At 45.7% G+C, this 18,783-nt stretch carries 20 protein-coding genes; 7 read left to right on the forward strand and 13 right to left on the reverse strand.

All coding sequences use genetic code 11. From position 1 onward, the window contains the following. Positions 1-104: 104 nt before the first annotated feature. Together AAA946_RS21595 and AAA946_RS21600 are read left to right on the forward strand one after the other, a co-directional pair. Entirely contained in the window at positions 105-563 is a 459-nt protein-coding gene (locus tag AAA946_RS21595; RefSeq protein WP_338166803.1) for a magnesium transporter, read from the forward strand. Next, positions 563-1,594, forward strand: a complete 1,032-nt coding sequence (locus AAA946_RS21600; protein WP_338166804.1) for an HlyD family secretion protein — start codon at positions 563-565, stop codon at positions 1,592-1,594. Before AAA946_RS21595 ends, AAA946_RS21600 begins: the two co-directional genes overlap by 1 nt. Positions 1,595-1,704: 110 nt before the next feature. Here the strand turns inward: AAA946_RS21600 and AAA946_RS21605 are convergent, their stop codons facing one another. Then, positions 1,705-1,998 carry a hypothetical protein gene (locus tag AAA946_RS21605; RefSeq protein ID WP_338166805.1) on the reverse strand — a complete coding sequence of 98 codons (294 nt, stop codon included), beginning with the start codon at positions 1,996-1,998 and terminating at the stop codon, positions 1,705-1,707. A 258-nt stretch (positions 1,999-2,256) separates the two neighbouring features. Between AAA946_RS21605 and AAA946_RS21610 the strand changes: the two genes are divergently transcribed. Then, positions 2,257-2,961: a hypothetical protein gene (locus AAA946_RS21610; protein WP_338166806.1), complete on the forward strand. Its 705-nt coding sequence runs from the start codon at positions 2,257-2,259 to the stop codon at positions 2,959-2,961. 109 nt (positions 2,962-3,070) lie between these two features. Here AAA946_RS21610 and AAA946_RS21615 read toward each other — a convergent pair whose 3' ends face one another. After that, complete coding sequence (locus AAA946_RS21615) at positions 3,071-3,889, reverse strand: hypothetical protein (protein ID WP_338166807.1); 819 nt, start codon at positions 3,887-3,889, stop codon at positions 3,071-3,073. 181 nt (positions 3,890-4,070) lie between these two features. Next, positions 4,071-4,391, reverse strand: coding sequence for a hypothetical protein (locus tag AAA946_RS21620; RefSeq protein ID WP_338166808.1), 321 nt, complete (start codon positions 4,389-4,391; stop codon positions 4,071-4,073). 252 nt (positions 4,392-4,643) lie between these two features. Here AAA946_RS21620 and AAA946_RS21625 point away from each other — a divergent pair, with 252 nt between their 5' ends. Further along, positions 4,644-7,703 (forward strand): efflux RND transporter permease subunit, encoded by a 3,060-nt coding sequence (locus AAA946_RS21625; protein WP_338166809.1) that lies wholly within the window; start codon positions 4,644-4,646, stop codon positions 7,701-7,703. A 57-nt stretch (positions 7,704-7,760) separates the two neighbouring features. Here the strand turns inward: AAA946_RS21625 and AAA946_RS21630 are convergent, their stop codons facing one another. The 5 genes from AAA946_RS21630 to AAA946_RS21650 all read right to left on the reverse strand — a co-directional run bounded on the left by AAA946_RS21630 (position 7,761) and on the right by AAA946_RS21650 (position 11,953). Then, positions 7,761-8,645 carry a DMT family transporter gene (locus tag AAA946_RS21630; protein ID WP_338166810.1) on the reverse strand — a complete coding sequence of 295 codons (885 nt, stop codon included), beginning with the start codon at positions 8,643-8,645 and terminating at the stop codon, positions 7,761-7,763. Between the two features lie 189 nt (positions 8,646-8,834). After that, entirely contained in the window at positions 8,835-9,284 is a 450-nt protein-coding gene (locus tag AAA946_RS21635; protein ID WP_338166811.1) for a hypothetical protein, read from the reverse strand. After that, entirely contained in the window at positions 9,281-9,601 is a 321-nt protein-coding gene (locus AAA946_RS21640) for a hypothetical protein (protein WP_338166812.1), read from the reverse strand. The genes AAA946_RS21635 and AAA946_RS21640 overlap by 4 nt, the downstream gene beginning before the upstream one ends. A 120-nt stretch (positions 9,602-9,721) precedes the next feature. Next, complete coding sequence (gene gntH, locus AAA946_RS21645) at positions 9,722-11,344, reverse strand: guanitoxin biosynthesis MBL fold metallo-hydrolase GntH (RefSeq protein ID WP_338166813.1); 1,623 nt, start codon at positions 11,342-11,344, stop codon at positions 9,722-9,724. Between the two features lie 93 nt (positions 11,345-11,437). Next, on the reverse strand, positions 11,438-11,953 hold the full coding sequence (locus AAA946_RS21650) for an outer membrane beta-barrel protein (protein WP_338166814.1): 516 nt from the start codon (positions 11,951-11,953) through the stop codon (positions 11,438-11,440). A 225-nt stretch (positions 11,954-12,178) separates the two neighbouring features. Here AAA946_RS21650 and AAA946_RS21655 point away from each other — a divergent pair, with 225 nt between their 5' ends. After that, positions 12,179-13,024, forward strand: a complete 846-nt coding sequence (locus AAA946_RS21655) for a LysR family transcriptional regulator (RefSeq protein WP_338166815.1) — start codon at positions 12,179-12,181, stop codon at positions 13,022-13,024. Positions 13,025-13,221: 197 nt separating this feature from the next. On the opposite strand, the gene AAA946_RS21660 is transcribed toward AAA946_RS21655, so the two are convergent. Next, the gene (locus AAA946_RS21660) at positions 13,222-13,620 is read right to left on the reverse strand and encodes a hypothetical protein (RefSeq protein ID WP_338166816.1); all 399 of its coding nucleotides are present in this window, start codon (positions 13,618-13,620) and stop codon (positions 13,222-13,224) included. Positions 13,621-13,932: 312 nt separating this feature from the next. On the opposite strand from AAA946_RS21660, the gene AAA946_RS21665 reads away from it, so the two are divergent. Further along, positions 13,933-14,196: a hypothetical protein gene (locus tag AAA946_RS21665; RefSeq protein ID WP_338166817.1), complete on the forward strand. Its 264-nt coding sequence runs from the start codon at positions 13,933-13,935 to the stop codon at positions 14,194-14,196. A 132-nt stretch (positions 14,197-14,328) separates the two neighbouring features. Here the strand turns inward: AAA946_RS21665 and AAA946_RS21670 are convergent, their stop codons facing one another. The 4 genes from AAA946_RS21670 to AAA946_RS21685 form a co-directional block, all read right to left on the reverse strand. Next, positions 14,329-15,204 (reverse strand): LysR family transcriptional regulator, encoded by an 876-nt coding sequence (locus AAA946_RS21670; RefSeq protein ID WP_338166818.1) that lies wholly within the window; start codon positions 15,202-15,204, stop codon positions 14,329-14,331. Between the two features lie 8 nt (positions 15,205-15,212). Next, positions 15,213-16,208, reverse strand: coding sequence for a glutathione S-transferase family protein (locus AAA946_RS21675; RefSeq protein ID WP_338166819.1), 996 nt, complete (start codon positions 16,206-16,208; stop codon positions 15,213-15,215). Positions 16,209-16,233: 25 nt separating this feature from the next. Next, a complete protein-coding gene (locus AAA946_RS21680) occupies positions 16,234-17,214 on the reverse strand; it encodes a glutathione S-transferase family protein (RefSeq protein ID WP_338166820.1) in 981 nt (326 codons plus the stop codon). 68 nt (positions 17,215-17,282) lie between these two features. Next, complete coding sequence (locus AAA946_RS21685) at positions 17,283-17,666, reverse strand: DoxX family protein (RefSeq protein ID WP_338166821.1); 384 nt, start codon at positions 17,664-17,666, stop codon at positions 17,283-17,285. Between the two features lie 135 nt (positions 17,667-17,801). Between AAA946_RS21685 and AAA946_RS21690 the strand changes: the two genes are divergently transcribed. Beyond that, complete coding sequence (locus AAA946_RS21690; RefSeq protein WP_338166822.1) at positions 17,802-18,713, forward strand: LysR family transcriptional regulator; 912 nt, start codon at positions 17,802-17,804, stop codon at positions 18,711-18,713. Positions 18,714-18,783: the final 70 nt, after the last annotated feature.

Below are 18,783 nucleotides of genomic sequence, written 5' to 3' on the forward strand. Positions count from 1 at the left end.
AGCCAACATAGCCTTATGTATCCAAAAGTAACCTTAGGTTACACTGTTGTTATCCAAGTTTAATCGACAAAATCGCTACGGATAGCCTGAATCAGGGAACAAACATGTTCAGACTAATAAAAAGAGCGTTACATTTTAGTGCTAAATCCGCTGCCATTATTGGTGGCTTTCTTTCCCTGAGCTACGTGTTTGCTCAGTTGTCTAAAGTGCATGGAAAATCACTTCCAGCCGACTATTTCTCACAAGATCTGCCTAGCATTCTCGGCCTGCTAAACTCTGAATTTTTCATGGGCGTGATTTTTGTCATCACCCTATCGATCATTACTTATGTCCTATACCTCTTGTGGCAACTGCACGAAGTCGCGGTGCATCGCAGCCAATACATGCAAAGTGCTCAAGCCAACCTTGTGTTTGCACTGTCCCTTTGTGGTTTGTTCATCGACAAACTTTGGTGGGTGCTCGCGGTCATAATTGCCTTTACCAACTGGGAGGCAGTGGCAAGCGCTGTCAGTAAAGTGATTCATAGTGGCATCTATGGCAACAAGAAAACGGAGGACGCGTAATGAAAGAAATTATGCTGCCTTACGTATTGATTATCTGGCTATTGGTCAAGCTTGGGGTGATCAAATGGACACTTAGAAATGCCGTGATCAGTGTTGGCTTTGGGGCATTTCTCGCCTTTATGTTGTTCACTGCACACCGATTCTGGTCACCTGCAGATTTAACCGACAGCACCACAGTCAAAGCGCCTCATGCCGTGCTGAGCCCACTATTTGGTCAACAGGTCAAAAAGATTTATGTCACCCATAACCAAGAAGTGAAAAAAGGCGAACTGCTTTATACCCTAGAATCGGAAGATACAGACCACGAGCTAAAGAGTCTACAATCCAGTTTGGTGGCAGCAGAGCACCGCATTACCAGCATTGAAGAGCAAATAGCCATAGATGAGAAGAACCATCGCCGTTTGATCAACTTAGATGAATTTAGCTCTGAGCAAGAGCGTGACGAGCTGCATACTCGTATTCAACAAGGTCGCGCCGATCTGATGGCTGCCAAATCTGATATGGATGGCATCAGCGCACAGATCAACCAGAAACAGTGGTTAAACGAACGCAATCAAGTACGCGCACCTTTTGATGGGATTGTCGGTGTTATTAACATCGCCGAGGGATCCCGAACGGGCAATTTGCATCTGTTCGACACCAGCCGAAAATTTGTTGAAATGCGCGTTAGCGATCAAACCTATCGCTATATTGAGCAAGGTCAATTTGCAGAGTTCTTTGTTAATTCTCATCCGGGGGAGATATTTAGAGGCAGGGTACACAGCATTACCAGCAACACCGGTGAAGCGACCATCTCAGCACAGGGCTCAACGCAGCATGTAAGGCAGCACGTAGGCAACAATACGAGCAGTCATGGTCGTACTGTGATCATCGAGTTCAATGAGCCAGAAGGTTACAACGTGCCACTTGGTGCAACAGGCTCTGGTTGGATATCGGCTAGCAAACCGTCACCTAAACTTGGTTTTATGGACATCATTGGCGGTGCGACCGTGAGACTGAAAGCACTTAAAGCTTACCTCAACGCATTATAAGCCTATTTGGTTTAACCCGCTTAAGACCCGAGAACTATTGGAACTCTGATTGGAACTTGGAAAGGAAATTGGGTCTACCGCACCTCAACTTCGTTGAGGTGCTTTTTTATTCAAATATTTAACGCCTCAGCAATGATTTTCTCTTGATGTTTTCTATACTGATTCGCCCTTTCTCGACTGCCAAAACAGCCTTTTGCAAACGGGTCGATATCTCTATTAGTCAACTCCCCGTATACGCTATCCATAGTGACCTCTTCACTATTAATCATCGCGCGATTGTCAGCCACATCGCCGTTTCTTAGCGCATCACAAAGTTCATTACTCACCACGCCCGACACCTTATCTACAGGAGCGCTGCACGCGGTTATCACCAGACCAAGAGGGATCGTTACACACCACTTCATGATTGTTCTCCATGCTGGAATAAATCAGCTTTATCCACACCAAACCTGTCGTAGTTATTAAGTTTAGACAGGAAAGACGCCATCCTACCACTCAAAACACGGCCGACTGCGCTCTATCGCAGTTCAGCCTTCATGGGAATATACAAAGGCTACAACCAATCAAAATACCGAATAGTTCCTAACTTAGTGATCTGTCAATTTCTCGGTACCTTTGCCTCGCTCCAAAAACAGGAGCGAAAACAATTAGGTAACAAGACAATGAAAAAAACAGCAATCCTTCTCGCAATGGTATCAGCATTCTCAGTTCACGCAGCAGATAGCAGCTTCTCTGGAGGCATTGAGCTAGACGCAAAATTTGGTGAGAACGGTCAAAAGCTCTATGAAACAAGCAACGGTTCTGGCATCAAAGCGTTTGTAGGTTATGAAGGGTTTGGTTTATCTGCCAAGCGTAAAGCGGATTTCGAAAACGAGTACAACCTTAGCTACAAATATGACTTCGAGAATGTTTGGGTGAAAGGTGAATATGAGTTCGTAGACAAGAAAAGTGTTCAAAACAGTCACGGTGTTCAAGGTCAATCCAACGACCAAAACAAGTTTGGCGTGACCGTAGGCGGCAACGTATCTGACATGTTTGATGCCTCTCTGCGTCTACGTAAAGACACAGATCTGAACTCAGGTAACGGCAGTGAGCGCAGCAACATCTATCGTTTTGACTTAGCGGCAGGCAAACAAGTCACGGATAAAACATATCTCAATGCCAAGCTGGTTGGTCAGCATCAAGCAAACAAAAACTTGATCACTAAAGACAATATGACCAAAGACACCATCTACAACGTAGAGCTACGCGCAACGTTCACAGCCATCGACAACCTGATCCCTTATGTGGAAATTGGCAACGAAGGTCAATTTGGTGATGGTAAGCGCAACACATACGGCAAAGTAGGCGTTGTACTGCCGTTCTAATACCGACAAGCATTCTCTTCTTAAAGATATTCGAAGGAATGAATATCTTCTGTTCTTTTTCGATTAGAGCATCCCTGCTCAATGAATCTCCTAAACCATCAAAACAGAACTAGAACTGGTAGTTAAATTCCACTCTTTGGTCACCATCAAAATAATTCTGCTCCTGCGTCCAGTTGGCAAAATATCGCACATTGAAGCGCGGCGTAAACTGGTAAGACACGGCAAACTCGTTGGTAAAGATAGAATCCATACCTGGTCCATACGCATTTTCAACGTACGACTTCGAGCCAGAAATGGTCGTCAACCACATTGGGTTATAGTTGAGCCATAGCTTATCGGTAATCGCATATTTGGTGTACGCTCCCACTACCGCATACGTACCGGGAATGGTGTAACCAATGTTTTGCTTTTCAACCGGGCAATCAACATTTGGCATGTTTTCACAACCTTTAAACTCGCCATTTCTCACATTGACGCCAAGACCTGCTAGCGGGTAAAGATTCAGATTACCCAGCTTTGGTAGCGCCTGAATGAAGCTGTAAGAAGCGTTCAAACTCTCCTGCTCGACGTTGTAATTTAAATCAACTTGAGAACCGCGGCCGTTAGTAGTATTGACACTGAAGTTACGAAAACGCACGCTGTCGATAGAATTATCGCGTGCACCGCTACCCGACCAGCCCAGATACTCACCAACCACACCTTTCACTTCGATGATATTCATCGCCATGGTCTCTGGGTTGCCCGTATCATAGGTACGGCCCACTTTGAAATTTAGACCTTTATCTGAGGCACCTGCACCAGCCTGCGTGTAAACCGCAAGAGGATCTGACATGTCCTGAACTTGAGCGTCCGAGTCGTTAGCAGCATAAGTAGAAAAAGAGAAGCTCGCAGCCACAGCTGCGCTTAAAAGGGTAATGCTCGCGCGCATGAAACTAATCCTAGAAGTAAATGACGCGAGCAGACTAAGGGGCGAGAGGGTCTAGAACAATTAACTCAAGGTTATAGCATTTATTACACTAGCTTTATTGACCTTTATATTATCAATATAGTTCAGAGAGTTATGGTCAGCAGTACCTACAAAAGAATTAACGAAAACCTCGACCGGATCACTACCAGCCTTCGTCTAGTGCGCTGTCAATGATGACTTCGTCGACGACTCGGTCTTCATAATCCGCAACGATCGCCTCTTCAACAATCGCCTCACCCACCAACGCATCACATTCTGCTTCGTCGTATGCGCCATCAACGACGCCAGCTGCACCGCCAATCATCGCTCCTGTTTTAGCATCACCAGCTATCGCACCAACCACGCCACCAACAACAGCACCTTCCACCGCATCGGTAACGGCATTGCCAGGCTCACATGGGTGATAAGCAAATGCAGGAGTCACGCCGGCAAGCATCATGGTCGTTACTAACAGTTTTTTCATTCGAGTTTCATCCAATTGATTTTAGAAAGGAGTGCCACTGTAGCGACATTAAAACTCACTGGAAAAATAGCTTCTATTCCATCAGCAAATACGTAGTCACGAAATTAGCTCTTCAGATACGATGTCAAACCTTGCTATTCGAACCTCAAATATTTGCTATTTCGTTTGCTGATAGAACAGTCAGCGGCTCAATTGTGATTAAAAATACCCAGGCGTAAACTCAGGACAATTATTCATCAATGGGTAGCTAACATGTTTAAAATGTTCATAGAACGGCCTAAGTTTGCAATTGTTATTGCGCTTTTAATCTCACTTATTGGAGCAATCGCTGCCGCCAACTCCCCAATAGGAAGGTACCCCGACGTTGCGCCAGTAACCGTAGAAGTCACAACGTTCATGGACGGTGCCAGTGCTGATGTTATGGCGAAATCCGTCGCTCCTGAAGTCGAAAAACAGGTCAATGGTGTCGCTGGAATGGAGTATATGAAGTCCACCAGCGGTGCAGATGGTACCTATACTCTCGAAGTCGTTTTTGAAAGTGGTACTGATTCAGACAAAGCCGTTAACTTGGTACAGAATCGCGTCAACCTCGCTCTTCCGGAGCTACCCGGCGATGTAATGCGAAATGGTGTTAAAGTGGAGAAACTCTCTAATGGCTTAATGCTCGGCATCTCAATTACCGATCCATCTGGCGAGGCATCGGCTATTGAGATCAGCGCGTTCGCAGGCGGTCCACTAAAAGAGAGAATTCAACGTATCAACGGCGTGTCAAAAGTCGATGTACTTGGTGAAAAGAAATACTCAATTCGTGTTTGGCTCAACCCGAACAAAATGAAGCATTACTCGATCAATGTCGATGAAATCAATCATGCAATCGCCACCCAAAATAAGATTGCTTCCGCCGGTAGCGTGGTCAACGATAAGTTTGAATTCCCAATTACCGTTGAGGGTGGTCTATCTTCCCCTGAAGAGTTTGGCAACATCGTCGTTCGCTCAGACGAGCTAGGAAAAACCATCTTCTTAAGAGACATCGCAGAAATCGAGCTAGGTAGCGAAATCTATACCGCCAATGCTTATGGTGAAAACGCTAACGGTGCAGTGCTGTTCATCTACAAAACTCCAGAAGCCAACGCAATGGATGTAGCCTCCGGCATTAAATCCCTTTTACAACAGCCAAGCGATTACCAAATCAAGACCGTCTACGATGCAACTACCTTTATTGATGGCGCCATTTACAGCGTTGTAGAAACTTTGGTCCTAGCTGTTGCCATTGTTTCCTTGGTCACTCTCCTTTTTATGCAAAATTTTCGATTGACCTTGATTACGGTAACGGCGATTCCCGTTTCTCTCATTGGCACATTTGCGGTCATGAGTGGACTTGGTATTCAAATCAACATCATCTCCATGTTTGGTCTGGTGATGGCAATTGGTATTGTTGTTGATGCCGCAATTATCGTTATTGAAAACGCCGAGCATCAACTACACGAACATCCCAAGATGACAGTTAAACAAGCAATATCTAAAGCTTTAGATATCACCTTCTCTCCAATTGTCGCTTCTATGCTAGTGTTGCTTGCCGTTTTTACCCCTTCACTATTTATTCCAGGCATGGCCGGCACTATCTATTCTGAATTTGGCATCGTCCTATGTGCCTCTGTGGTAGTTTCAACCTTAGTGGCGCTCACACTGACTCCTGCGCTGTGCGCGCTGTTTATGAAGCCGCCAAAGAAAAATGCTATCGCAAAGTCCGTTGAATGGGTTATTACACAGAAAATCCGAGCTTTTACTGGTCTAGCATGGACAGCAACTCGCCTACCAATACTTACTATCGCGCTGCTAGCTGGTGGCCTCTATTTATCGGTAGAGCGAGGAGCGAGCTTGCCAACCGGTCTCCTACCAGAAGAAGATACTAGCGCTATTTTTGTGGTTGGAAGCTTCCCACAAGGCACAGCGTTGACACAGACCGACCAATACCTAGCCAATCTGACCCAGCAGCTCAATGCGCTACCTGGCGTTTCCACCAGTGTTGAGGCATCCGGGTTTAATCTGCTAACTGGAACCGCAGAAATGAGCAGTTTCATGATGTTAGTGTCGCTTGATGATATGCAAAACCGAACGGCTACAGACGTCGCTATCACAGACCAAGTGAATGCCATTTTAGCTGAAAATACCGATATCCAAGCGTTTGCTTTTAAACCACCTGTCATTCCTGAGCTAGGCATGGTCGATGGTGTAAACTTCGTTTTGCTTGCACCGGAATTAACACCCAATGAACTTTACAAACTCACAACGGACTTTAACGCACGCTTAATGGAAGACGAGCGAATTGGCCTAGCGATGGCTCAGTTCGAAGTGACAAAACCTTCCATGAAGCTCAATATCAAGCGCGATGACTTGCTAAAATATGGTGTTACGTTCTCGGATGTGGTTGAAGGCATGCAAACGCACTTTGGTGGTATGTACATCAACACATTCAATATGGGTGGACGAAACTACAAGGTGATGGTGCAAAATGACCCCAACTATCGATTGGACCCGAAAGCACTGAAACAAACCGGGTTGTCAAAATCAAATGGTAAACGTATCACCTACGATAAGCTCTTCGATGTAGAACAAATCAAAGTCCCTAATTTCATTACTCGGTATAACGCTGAGCAAGGGGTATTCATCGACGTCATTCCAACCGTTGCGACAGGTCAAGCTATCCAGGCGATACAAGAGCTTGCTGAAGAGTTTGGTTATCGCGTTGAGTTCACCGGCGCAGCAAAAGAAGAAGTCAATGCTGGAAATACGGTTGCCCTAGTCATGGGTCTCGCTCTGCTAGTCACCTTCTTAGTGTTGGTCGCACAGTATGAGTCTTGGCTGATCCCTCTCGCGATTATGTTGACCGTTCCAACAGCGGTTATAGGCATCGTTGAGGGCGTGATTCATATTGGTGGCAACATCAACATTCTTACCCAGCTATCGGCCATCTTGCTGATAGGTATGACCGTTCGAAACGCGATTCTTATCGTCGAGTTCGCTAAAACGCTGCGCGATGAAGGTGAATTAACTATTAAGCAAGCGGCGGTTCAAGCACTCCGTTTGCGTGCTCGCGCAGTGTTTATGACCGCATTCTCATTCGGGGTTGGATTGATACCGTTAATGCTGGCGAGCGCTGTCGGCTCTGGCGGCCAACAGGCATTGGGTTGGGCGTCATTTGGTGGCATAGTCACCGCCACTTTTATTGGGTGTATTATGGCAAGTGTATTTTTTGTACTGATTCAACAAATCCGCGAACTGTTTACACCTGCACCCAAAGCCCAACTATAAACACCCCCAAAGACTTGCCACTGTTTAATTTCGTGGCAAGTCGCCTTCATGCCAACCTTACCCAGCTCTGACCTTTCTCAGTGAAGAAAAAGAGAACCCCGTTACAAGCATCGTGCCACTAATAACCAATATAGTTCCCACCACAGTGTTGATGCCGATAGGTTCACCCAAGAACAAATTGCCCCACAGTATTCCAAACATCGGAACTAGAAAGGTGACCGACAACGCGGAAGACGGTCCAATATCTGTAACCAAACGAAAATAGAGTAAATATGCCGCCCCTGTACAGACAACGCCCAGCAATACTACCGCTAACCATACCTCTTGAGTCGGCGCCTCTCTCATTGGTACAAAGGGTATCAACGGCAACACGATCAAACAGGCTGCCCACATGCTGCCATGAGCATTATTAAATGCCGGTATGGAAGGCGCATTCTTTGCGTAATTGGTCGCAATGCCATAACAACACGCAGCCATCACGCCTGCAACAATCGGTAGCGTCGCCTCTTCACCTATCCGCACCGCATCCCAACCGACTAACACAGCAACACCAATAATACCTATCAATAATCCAAGCGCTCCGCGCTTTGTTAGTGGTATTTTGGTCCAAAATACGCCAATCACCGCCCCCCAAATGGCAGCGGTTGAATTGAGAATCGACAATGTGGAAGCATTCAACGTTTGCGCGGCATAAGCAAACAACAGAAACGGCAGCGCCGTATTGAACAGTCCGATGATAAAAAAGTGTCGAGTATGCTTGGTGAACTCTAGTTTCTTCTTTAAATAAATACTAATAACAAACAGAGCAATGGCCGCAAAAAATACTCTCGCTTCAATCAGTACCGCAGGCCCCATTACGTTGGCAGCGATGCGCATAAATAAAAAGGAGCCGCCCCATATTGAGGCAAGAAGAATCAACCTTAGAAAACTCGCTAAATCCATCTGTCTATATTTGTATCAACAATTTTTCCTTACTTTGCGCCATGGATATTGAAATCACAACCCCCACTTAGGTCTAATCCAGATTACAATTCCGAAAGCAGCCAGTTTAGCCATTGTACTAAACTGGCTTGCATTGAATTAGAAATCATACGTAGCGCTTAATCGTGACTAAGTCAGCGAGTTAAAACACTATGCTTGCGGCTTGTCTAACGAGTTCTCGCTACCTGATGACTTAATATGGCGATTGAAATCTCTATCGGCCAATTCCTGCTCGTCATAAAGATCCTCTAGTACAACCTGATCCATCGCCATCACATCAAAAAACTGATCTTTACAATAGTCACTCGTCCACTTGGGTAGCATTTCAGAATCACTCGCAATCTCCTTTACATGATCCGCGGCGAAGTGAGCATAGTGTTCAAACAACTCCTCGTCTGTACCGTTTGCTACCCAGGCCAATTTTTTAAACCACACCGCTGATTGTTCTTCCGATATATGCTCATTCACTTTACAAACCGACATTGCAACTAGTGACTCCGTGTAATTTTCATAGTGCGGTAACGTGTTATGGACGTGAGCACCACAAGCAAGAGCCAAAGTTGGAATCATTGCTGCCAAGCTAAGTACGATTTTTTTCATAACGTTGTCTCCTCTGGTTGAACGCACATTTGGTTCACGTGCCCTTTTTGTTCAGCTTCCTGAATCAATCTTTTGCCAAGAGCGACACCTTGTAGGTACATTTCATCGTCTTCGCTGAAGGTATAGGCCTCGTGTAAGACTTCGCTTGATAACCCTTCGATAGTTTCTCGAATCATGGTGGCATTTTGAGTTGAGTATTCGGAGGTCATCGAACCAAGCTCAACGCAGTAGGCATTAACTGTCTCTACAGCGGCAGCGGCCATAACGGCATTGTCGCGGCTAAAGAGCGTGTCATGATCATGTTGTGCTGCATGCACTGCTGTTCCTGCCAGGCTCATAGTTATTAATGTGAAAGTGGTCAATCGTCTAAACATAATATCGTCTCGATAAAAAGCGGTTGGAGCGCGGGCATCGTATGTAATGCCCGCTAGTAAGGGTTATTGATCTTTGGTGTTGTCTTCGCGAGTATCACGATATGGATCTGAAGACGACTTCCTATGGACTGAACGAGGCTCTAGGCCATGGGCTTTACGCATTTCATCCACCATTCTTTGCTTCTCACCCATGCCGCGTTTCATGCTCTCTGGCAACACTTCGGTCGGTACGATCAAATCACGATCCAATGGCCATTCTTTAAGCAGTTCAGGGTGATACCCCTCTGGGTAATACAATGACTCATCGATTTCTAGGTCTCGAATCTCTTGCTCTTGAATATCGGCTCTCGAATTTTTAGGCACTGGTACTCGGAATACTTCGCCTTCGTTTAAGTTGAATTGAGGGGCTCGGTTATTCGGAAAATCTGGAATAATCCCCTCTCGCACCCACGCTTTGTCCGGAGTAATGTTGGCGACGATCATGTCTGGAGCTCCGAAATGGTATGGCCCTTTCCAATGTTCGCGAACCTGGGCTACCGTCTCGTTGTTGTAATAAGGGTCAAATTCCATGTGTGTAGTCATGAACAGCCTTGGCTGTACCTGATTTGCGAGCCAACCTGCTGCGTAGCCAGAGGTGTGGTGCGTATCGATGGTGTAGCGCGTCAAGAAAGCAGGCACCCCCTGTACGATAGAAGCAAGCCCTACTAACTCGGTTTGTACTTCGGTGACAAACAAATCGCAGCCTTTGCCATATTCAATATCAAGCTCAGTTGGTCGGCCATCGCCTGTCCATACAAAACATAACGATTCTTCTTCATTGATCGTCCAATCCAGCCTGTACGCAGATGCACCATCTTTAGCGTGTGAACGACGCCAATGAGAAACTTTTACGCCATCAACGTCGTAAATCACACCGCCATCATCTTTGAAGTCGTATTCCACCACCTCAATATCGTTACCAGATGGAAACACATCGAAGGCATCTTGGTGCCACGAAAGCATCTGCAGCATGCCTTCAACCATATGGCGCGTACCGTCTTCTGGATTACGACCAGAAGGACCATAAATCGTCAGCGGCTTTTCCCAGCGACCATTCCAGCCACCAAACTGATACAAATAAGGTAGTGAGCCAAAATGGTCGACATGCAAGTGAGTGATGAACACCTTATCGAGTTCGTTCAAAGCGACGCCGGCGCCAATATAGTTGGCAATGGACGCTTCACCCAGGTCAAACACAAAATTATCGCCATTGCCAAGCTCTACATAGATGGACGTATTGGCCTGCCCAGGTCGAATCATGGGAGAAGTACCCATGAAGGTCACTCGCATTTCATTGTGCTGAACCTCTTCCGTTCTTGGGAACCAGTTAGCAGCGGTAACCATATGATCCATCGGCTCAATACCGTCAAACATCAGACCTTCTTTCCAAAGCTCTTCTCCTGTTTGAATGTCGGTCTTGAGACCACCTTGTAAAATGGCGTGGATTTCCTCAGGAGAGGAGTAGATCTTACCGCCTTGCTTCATCAGCTCGTCCGTACTGACATTTTGTTCGTAGTTGTAGTGTTTGTAGCCTGAAAAACTGGCTGAGTTTTCTGATTGATAGTGCTCAAACGGATTCTGCGCTAGAACCGCACTCGACATGAGGATCGCGCCAGTCATAACGCTTAATTGGTGAATTTTTCGCATAGTGATCTCTCCACACCCACATTGTAGGGTTGGTGATTAAAAAGTTAGTATTTAAGGGGTGAGCAAGCTCGCTAGATTTGGTTTAAATAGACGCTATAAGGGCAGTCGAAAACCAACTAGGAACGTATTTTCAGGTAAGAAACGGGCGTCGGTGTGTGAAGTGTGAATGTCGGTTTTAAACTCGGCATAAACAGGCACTTCTTCGTGCTGAACTCGAAAACCAATATTTGAGCTAAAACCAAGATGACCATCTCTGTTCATGCCCTCTATTTCATTGTTCATGACACCTGCCGTCATGCCTCCCTCTACAAAAGGGCGAAGTTCAAAACTGTTTGGTAAAGCGAAGTTGTAGCCAAGCTCCAAAGCAAAACCGCCACCGGTATAATCGATACTGCTATCTGTGCCTTTGTAGAGATCGAAGTTAATCCCTAAGTATTGATTAAGCTCCAACCCCACTGTGGCATTGACTGCCGAGTGGTTTCCTTCAAGGGAGGCATAACCCAAACCGCCTCTAAACTTTAAGTCAGAATCTGTCGTGTGAGCGTTGGCACCACCAGTGAAGACCAGCGCGGACAATGCCATAATGGAAATGATACGAATGTTTTTCATAGTTGAATTCTCTTAATCTCTGAACAAGCAATCACCTCCCTGTGCTGTTGAGAATAAGCTTAGACATTTATGAAAATAATATAAATAAAGTAATAAACCCAACAAACATAAATGAAATTTATATTTTAATTGGTATGGCTCTCTTACAAAGCAAGCCATCTCACCTAATTGACAGCACCTAACCCTCTGCTAGGATAGAGATATCATCTATCAGATCAGTTTGTTATGGACTTAAACCTTCTATCCACTTTTAGCGCAGTGTATCGACACCGCTCTATCACTCTAGCAGCAGAAGAGCTTAACCTTACTCAGCCAGCGGTGAGTGCAGCCTTGAAACGATTAGAAGGTGTGGTGGGAAAGACGTTGTTCGTTCGATCAGGAAGGGGAATCGCACCAACTGGCGCGGCCGTGGCACTGTCCGATAAGATCGAAATGCCACTCGCGGTACTTGAGACGATAGAGAAGCGACAAGAGATCACTCGAGTCTACTGCAGTGAGAGCCTAATGCATCTGGTCTGTGACTTACCTGGGCTCTCTTTTGTTGAGGCGCCGCTTAGTGAAAAACAATTGCTCGCCGATATAGACTCACAAAAGGTTCACCTTGCCATCGATTTCGCCACAAGCACCAGCCAAGCACACGTTGTGGAAGACATTATTGAAGAACCCGCCGTTTGTGTGTGCAGAAAAGATCATCCAGATATCGGTGATTCACTCTCTTACGAAGACTACTATCGAGCCCAACATATCGCCCTGAAAATTCGTCGTAATAACGCCAATATGATGGATTATTTATCACAAAAGCCCAGCCCACCAAGAGTCATCAAAGCAGAAACCGGTTCTGTATCGAGTATGCTTGCTCTCGCCGCCACAACGAATCTACTAGGGGCATCAACGCTGTCGCTCGCCAAACATTTGGCTCCAATGTTAAACCTGAAAATATTCCCGATCCCACTAGAAATACGCAACGTTCAGCACCGTATGATCTACCACCGACGTTTTGTAAACGATGAAGATCATAAGGCGACACGGGAAATACTGAAATCGGTGATTCAAAACAACCAGTATCAATAAAAATTAACACCGTCGCTTTGGCCTAATTGCAAGTTAGGCAAGTGGGAACTTTGGTGAGCAACATATTTGACGATAAGTCATTTATTAAGCAACGGTTAAACAGATATTACTTTGACTACAAACATCTAGAGGCAATACTTTTATGTATTGCCTCTTTACTATCTGCTTAAGCGCTATTTGCTATAGAGTCTTCAGGTTTAGAACTTCCAAGATACACCTAAGTCCACACCCACTCCAACATCCGCACCATCATTAAATTTAACTTCCGGCGTTGCAAACAGGTCAACATCCAAGTTTTTTACTGGCTTCCAGCGCAGACCAACAGGAGCATGCACATCAACACGTTCGCTGTTCCAGTTATAACCGACACCACCCTCAACAAACCAGCTGATGTTATGTTCCGCAGAGATTGGCTTTTCTAGAAAAGCGAAACCACCATTCACATAGTTGTCTTTTACACCAACAATCACTTTATCGAACTGAAACGTGACACCGCGTCTTGTATCTGCACCCAACTCAAACGCTTGTGCGGTTGTTGTAAGTGCCAGAATACCAGTGGTTGCCAATGCTAATTTCGTGATGAATGTGTTTTTCAAAGTCGTTGCCTCAATCAAGCCATCCTAAGCGGTTCAATCCTCGTTGATGAAAGTCGGACACTTATGCCATTTGCTGCGAAAAGTTATTTACTAGCAGCTATAGCCTCTCAATAGTGTCTACGACCAAGTGATGGAGCGTATTGTAGGGCGGGATAATTTTGGTACTTACCATTTAGCGCCATGGTAGTGAAAAACGACTCGACATTAACTGGGAAGCATAAATATGATTAATGGTACAAACTAAATTGGCTGCCTATATCTAAAGCGATTAGGTGGTTAATCTTCTCAGCGAATCCTAAACAAGAGAAAATAATGACGACACTTAACCCCTATGAGTACCAAAACCAAGAAAATACTCACGCATCTCCAATCTGGATCGGAACACAGATGCGAAACGTAAGACAGGGAGTCGCCGCCGCTAATCGACAGGAGTTAGAGTATATAGAGCGCGCTTACCAAAGCTGGGAGAATCTTATCGCTTACGGCATGGCGCCCTCAATGATTTGCCATCTGGCTGATATCACTCCTGCAGATCTAATTCACATACGCTATCTCGCCACCAGAGAAAAACGATAAAGACATAGGATATTGAGACAATAAAGTCTGCGAAAACTTAAAGATAAAATGAGAAGAAGGGGGCACACCTTGTGTAACAAAACCGTTTATTAGGCAAAAAGTATAGACAGACTCTCCCTCAACATCCGAAAATCAAACGGTTGTACGGATCAATTTAAAAAAGTGTTTCGCCAGATTCCCTAGTCCATCAACTTCATTTGCCATTAAATAGAAGGCACTTCTTTTAGTCTGGTTCAAGCCTAAGGGAAGTGGCTTTAGCTCTCCATTAGTGATACTTGTTTGCACCTCTTCAATCGGGAGCCACGCATAACCCAAGCCTCGGCTAACAAGCAGTATTGATGTACTAACATTACCCACAGTCCATCGCTGATTGGCGCCCAACCACCCGTGATCTAATTTTGGCCCTATGCCTGTGTCACGCACCACGATTTGACGATAAGGAATTAAGTCATCCAATGACAATTCCGTGTCTCGATGGTGTAATGGATGCTCTGGATGAGCCACTGCGATAAATTCTACGGGGTCGACTTCCTCAAAGTATCGGTCGGCGATGGGGTACGCACCGATAGCAACGTCTACTTCATTGCGCTTTAGCAACTCTGTTGTTCCCCCTAGTGTTGATTCGAATAATTCGATATTTGCATTAGGGAACAAATCCGACAATGTAGTTAACGCATGCAATAAACACTGTCTTGGGAAAACCTGGTCGACAGCAACACGTAACAATCCATCTTGCGAAGACTTCAACTGCTGCGTCAATGCTTCAAGGTTGTCCGCGTCATCAATAAGATGTATAGCACGACGTAATACGAGCTCTCCCGCTTGAGTCAACACCACCTTTCGTCCTATCACCTTTAACAAACGTAATTCCAAAATAGACTCTAGTTTTTGTATAGAATGGTGCACGGTTGAAGGACTTTTTTTAACTGCATCTGCAGCTTGATTGAAACCACCGTGGTCAACAACTGCGCGGAACATGCGCCATTGTTCCAGTGTGACTTTAGACATGCTTAACCTCACTCGACAACGGAGAACGCAGGCTCTAGGCCGATTGGAACTATCCCATGTGGGTTACGCAACGGACTCACTGAGTGATATCCTTTGCGATAAACATCCAGCTCTATAGTTTTGGCAACATTAGGAAGACTGACCATATCTCGCAAATAACGTGACAATTGCGGGTAGTCGCGCAGTGCTCGCAAGTTACATTTAAACGCAGTGAAGTAGGCGACATCAAAACGAACCAATGTTGGCAGTAAGCGCCAGTCCGCTTCCGTCACGTGTTGACCAAGTAGATAGCGACTTTCTGACAATCGCAGCTCCAGACTATCAAGCGCGGAGAACACGTTGGCAACGGCTTCATTGTATGCGGCCTGTGTACGAGCGAAACCAGCTTGGTATACCCCATTGTTGAGATTTCGATAGATGAATTCATTGAGTTCATCGACGTCTTTTTTCAGTGAATCGGGGTAAAAGTTCTGGGTATCACCGGTGATATCATTAAAAGCGCTGTTGAACATGCGAATGATATCGGCTGATTCTGTACTAACGATTTTGCCTTGCTCTTTGTCCCACAGTACAGGCACGGTTACACGACCGGTATAATTTGAGTCGGCTTTTGAGTACAGTTGATGCAAGGCAGTCAGCCCTAAAAGGGTGTCGGTAAACCTGGACTCACCCTTTGCATTATTCGCTTCAAATACCCACCCCTCACCAGTTCTTAATGGCTTGACCAGTGATAGTGACACCACCTTTTCCAGATGCTTAACACTCCGGTAGATCAAGGTTCGATGTGCCCAGGGGCAGTTCAGCGCGGCGAATAGATGATAGCGTCCGGCTTCTGCCTTAAAGCCTCCTACCCCAGAAACGCCAGCACTGCCATCTGGTGTGACCCAGTGCCTAAACTGAGCACTATCACGTTGAAACTTCCCATTGGTCCGTTGATATTGTTGTTGCTCCAACGCTCTTAGCTCATCATCGTTTAACCATTGACCTGCGACTAGCTTTCCCATACTCAGACTCCTTCTCAACTGCCAGTCAAGACAATAACTCTCGGCCATGGGGTTGTGTAAAATCGATGATTGGTCCAACAGGGATGATACGCGTTGGATTAATCGTTTCGTGGCTAGCATAGTAGTGCGCTTTAATGTAATCCAATGCCACTGTTTCTGCGACTCCGGGAGTCTGATACAGGTCGCGCAAATAGCCCCATACATGAGGATAGTCGACAATACGACGAAGGTTACACTTGAAGTGGCCTACGTAAACGGCATCGAACCGAACTAAGGTGGTAAACAGTCGCCAATCCGCTTCTGTCACTTCTTTGCCAGTTAGGTATCGATGAGTTGTTAGCCTGCTTTCCAACTTATCCAGCGCCTCAAAGACCTGTCTGACGGCTTCATCATAAGCATTTTGTGTTGTTGCAAAGCCCGCTCGATACACCCCATTGTTAATGTTAGGGTAGATAAAGTCGTTAAGTTCATCGATCTCTTGCTGCTTGTCGCTGGGATAAAAATCGATGGGTGTTGCCCCTACGTCATCAAATGCGTCATTGAACATACGGATGATTTCTGCCGATTCATTGCTGACGATAGTTTGGGTTTTCTTATCCCAAAGCACCGGTACCGTGACTCTTCCGGTATAATTAGCGTCTGCTTTGGTGTAAATCTGATGCAAGAACTCTGCATGATGGATTGGATCCGCAATAACCTTGTCCCCAGGTAGAAAACTCCAACCATTCTCGCCCATAAACGAATTCACAACCGACATTGATATCATCTCCTCGAGTCCCTTCAGCTTACGATAAATAATCGTACGATGCGCCCAGGGACAAGCTAGTGACACGTACAAATGGTAGCGATCTGGTTCTGCTTTAAATCCACCTACCCCCGTCGGTCCGGCACTGCCATCTTTAGTAATCCAGTTTCGAAAGCTCGAAGCTTTGCGTACGAATTTTCCTCCGGTTGACTTAGTTTCGTACCAATCGTTATGCCATTGTCCGTTGATTAACTTCCCCATGATGTGATCTCCTTTATGGTTACAAAGTGGACGTGGTTAATTCGTCCTGGTTTTCACCTTCAATTCGGTTACTTCTGACGATTGTCGAGTGAATAAGCACCTGCGCCTTGAGCAAACAAAATTAAAAACGCGCCAGCCAAAGAGATATTTTTCATAAAATTGGTCATTTCTGCAGGGTTACTAAAGTCGGCGTGGAACAAAATGGCAGACATCACACTAAATCCTGCTAACGCGACAGCGGCAACTTTAGTTTTCCATCCCAAAACGATGGCAAGACCGGCAATAACTTCTGTCAGAATTACGAGCGGTAAAAGTGCTCCTGGTACGCCCATCATCTCCATATAACCTTGAGTTTGCTCGTATTGGCCTATTTTGCTAAAACCCGACATAACAAAAATAAGAGCGAGAAATAGACGGCCTGCTGGTGCTGATAATTGTTGTAGCTTGTTCATAGTGACACTCCTAAAGATAGTGAATTAAGTTGGTGTTGTTTCGATAAGTTCATATTAGTTGTTGACCAAATAACAATAAACATCAAAAATGGAGAATAATAATTCTCAAAATGAGAACAATAAGGAGGAACGGTTGTGGGGCAATTAGAGATCATCAAGATTTTCATCACAGTTGTGGAGACGGGCAGTATTACCAAAGCCGCAGAGAGACTTGGCCTTGCCAAATCAGCGGTCAGTAAAAGGCTGGCAGAGTTAGAGCAGCTACTAGCAGTAAAGCTCATCAACCGAACCACCAGAAGTTCAAGTCTGACTGAGGCAGGAGAACGCTACTACCAGAAAAGTCGCCTAATTGTTGAAGAGATGGAGGAACTCAACGCCGAGATCGCTCACTCGCAGGGCACCCTCACAGGTAACTTAAAAATAGCCGCACCGCTTTCGTTTGGGTTGCATCATTTAACACCCGCTCTGAAAGAGTTCTGCCAACGACACCCGGAGTTAAAGCTCGACCTGGAGTTTTCTGATAAAAAAATTAATCTTGTCGAAGACGGCATCGACTTAGCCCTACGCATTGGCGAGCTCACTGACTCTTCGCTGAAAGCGAAACTGATTGCCAATATAGAGCATGTTCTGTGCGCCAGCCCGGGCTATCTGGCACAACATGGCACCCCCATGACGCCTGAAGACATACAACACCACCAGTTTCTCAAGTACAGCCAAACACCACTTTCCGGCATCACGCTGACCGATGCTGATAATCACAGCCACCTCGCCCCCATAACGCCACACCTTGTGGCCAATAATGGCGACTTTCTAAAAGATATGGCTACATCCGGGCATGGTATTGCTTTCTTGCCCCGCTTTATTGTCTGGAAGGAGCTCCAATCTGGGGCTCTTACGTCTATCTTAACGAACTATACTCTCAACAAGATCGGGGCGTATATTGTCTACCCTTCAACCCGTTTTCTCCCGCGAAAAAGTCGCTTATTCATTGATTTTCTCGCAGGCTACTATGGTAGCGTCCCCTATTGGGACAGCACGCTCTCATAATATTGCGCTTTTCACCCACGTCCCTATAAGACAAGGGACTTGGGTGGCAAGTTAAGCCACCCAATTCTCT

Source organism: Vibrio sp. 10N, from assembly GCF_036245475.1.
Taxonomy (GTDB): Bacteria; Pseudomonadota; Gammaproteobacteria; order Enterobacterales; family Vibrionaceae; genus Vibrio.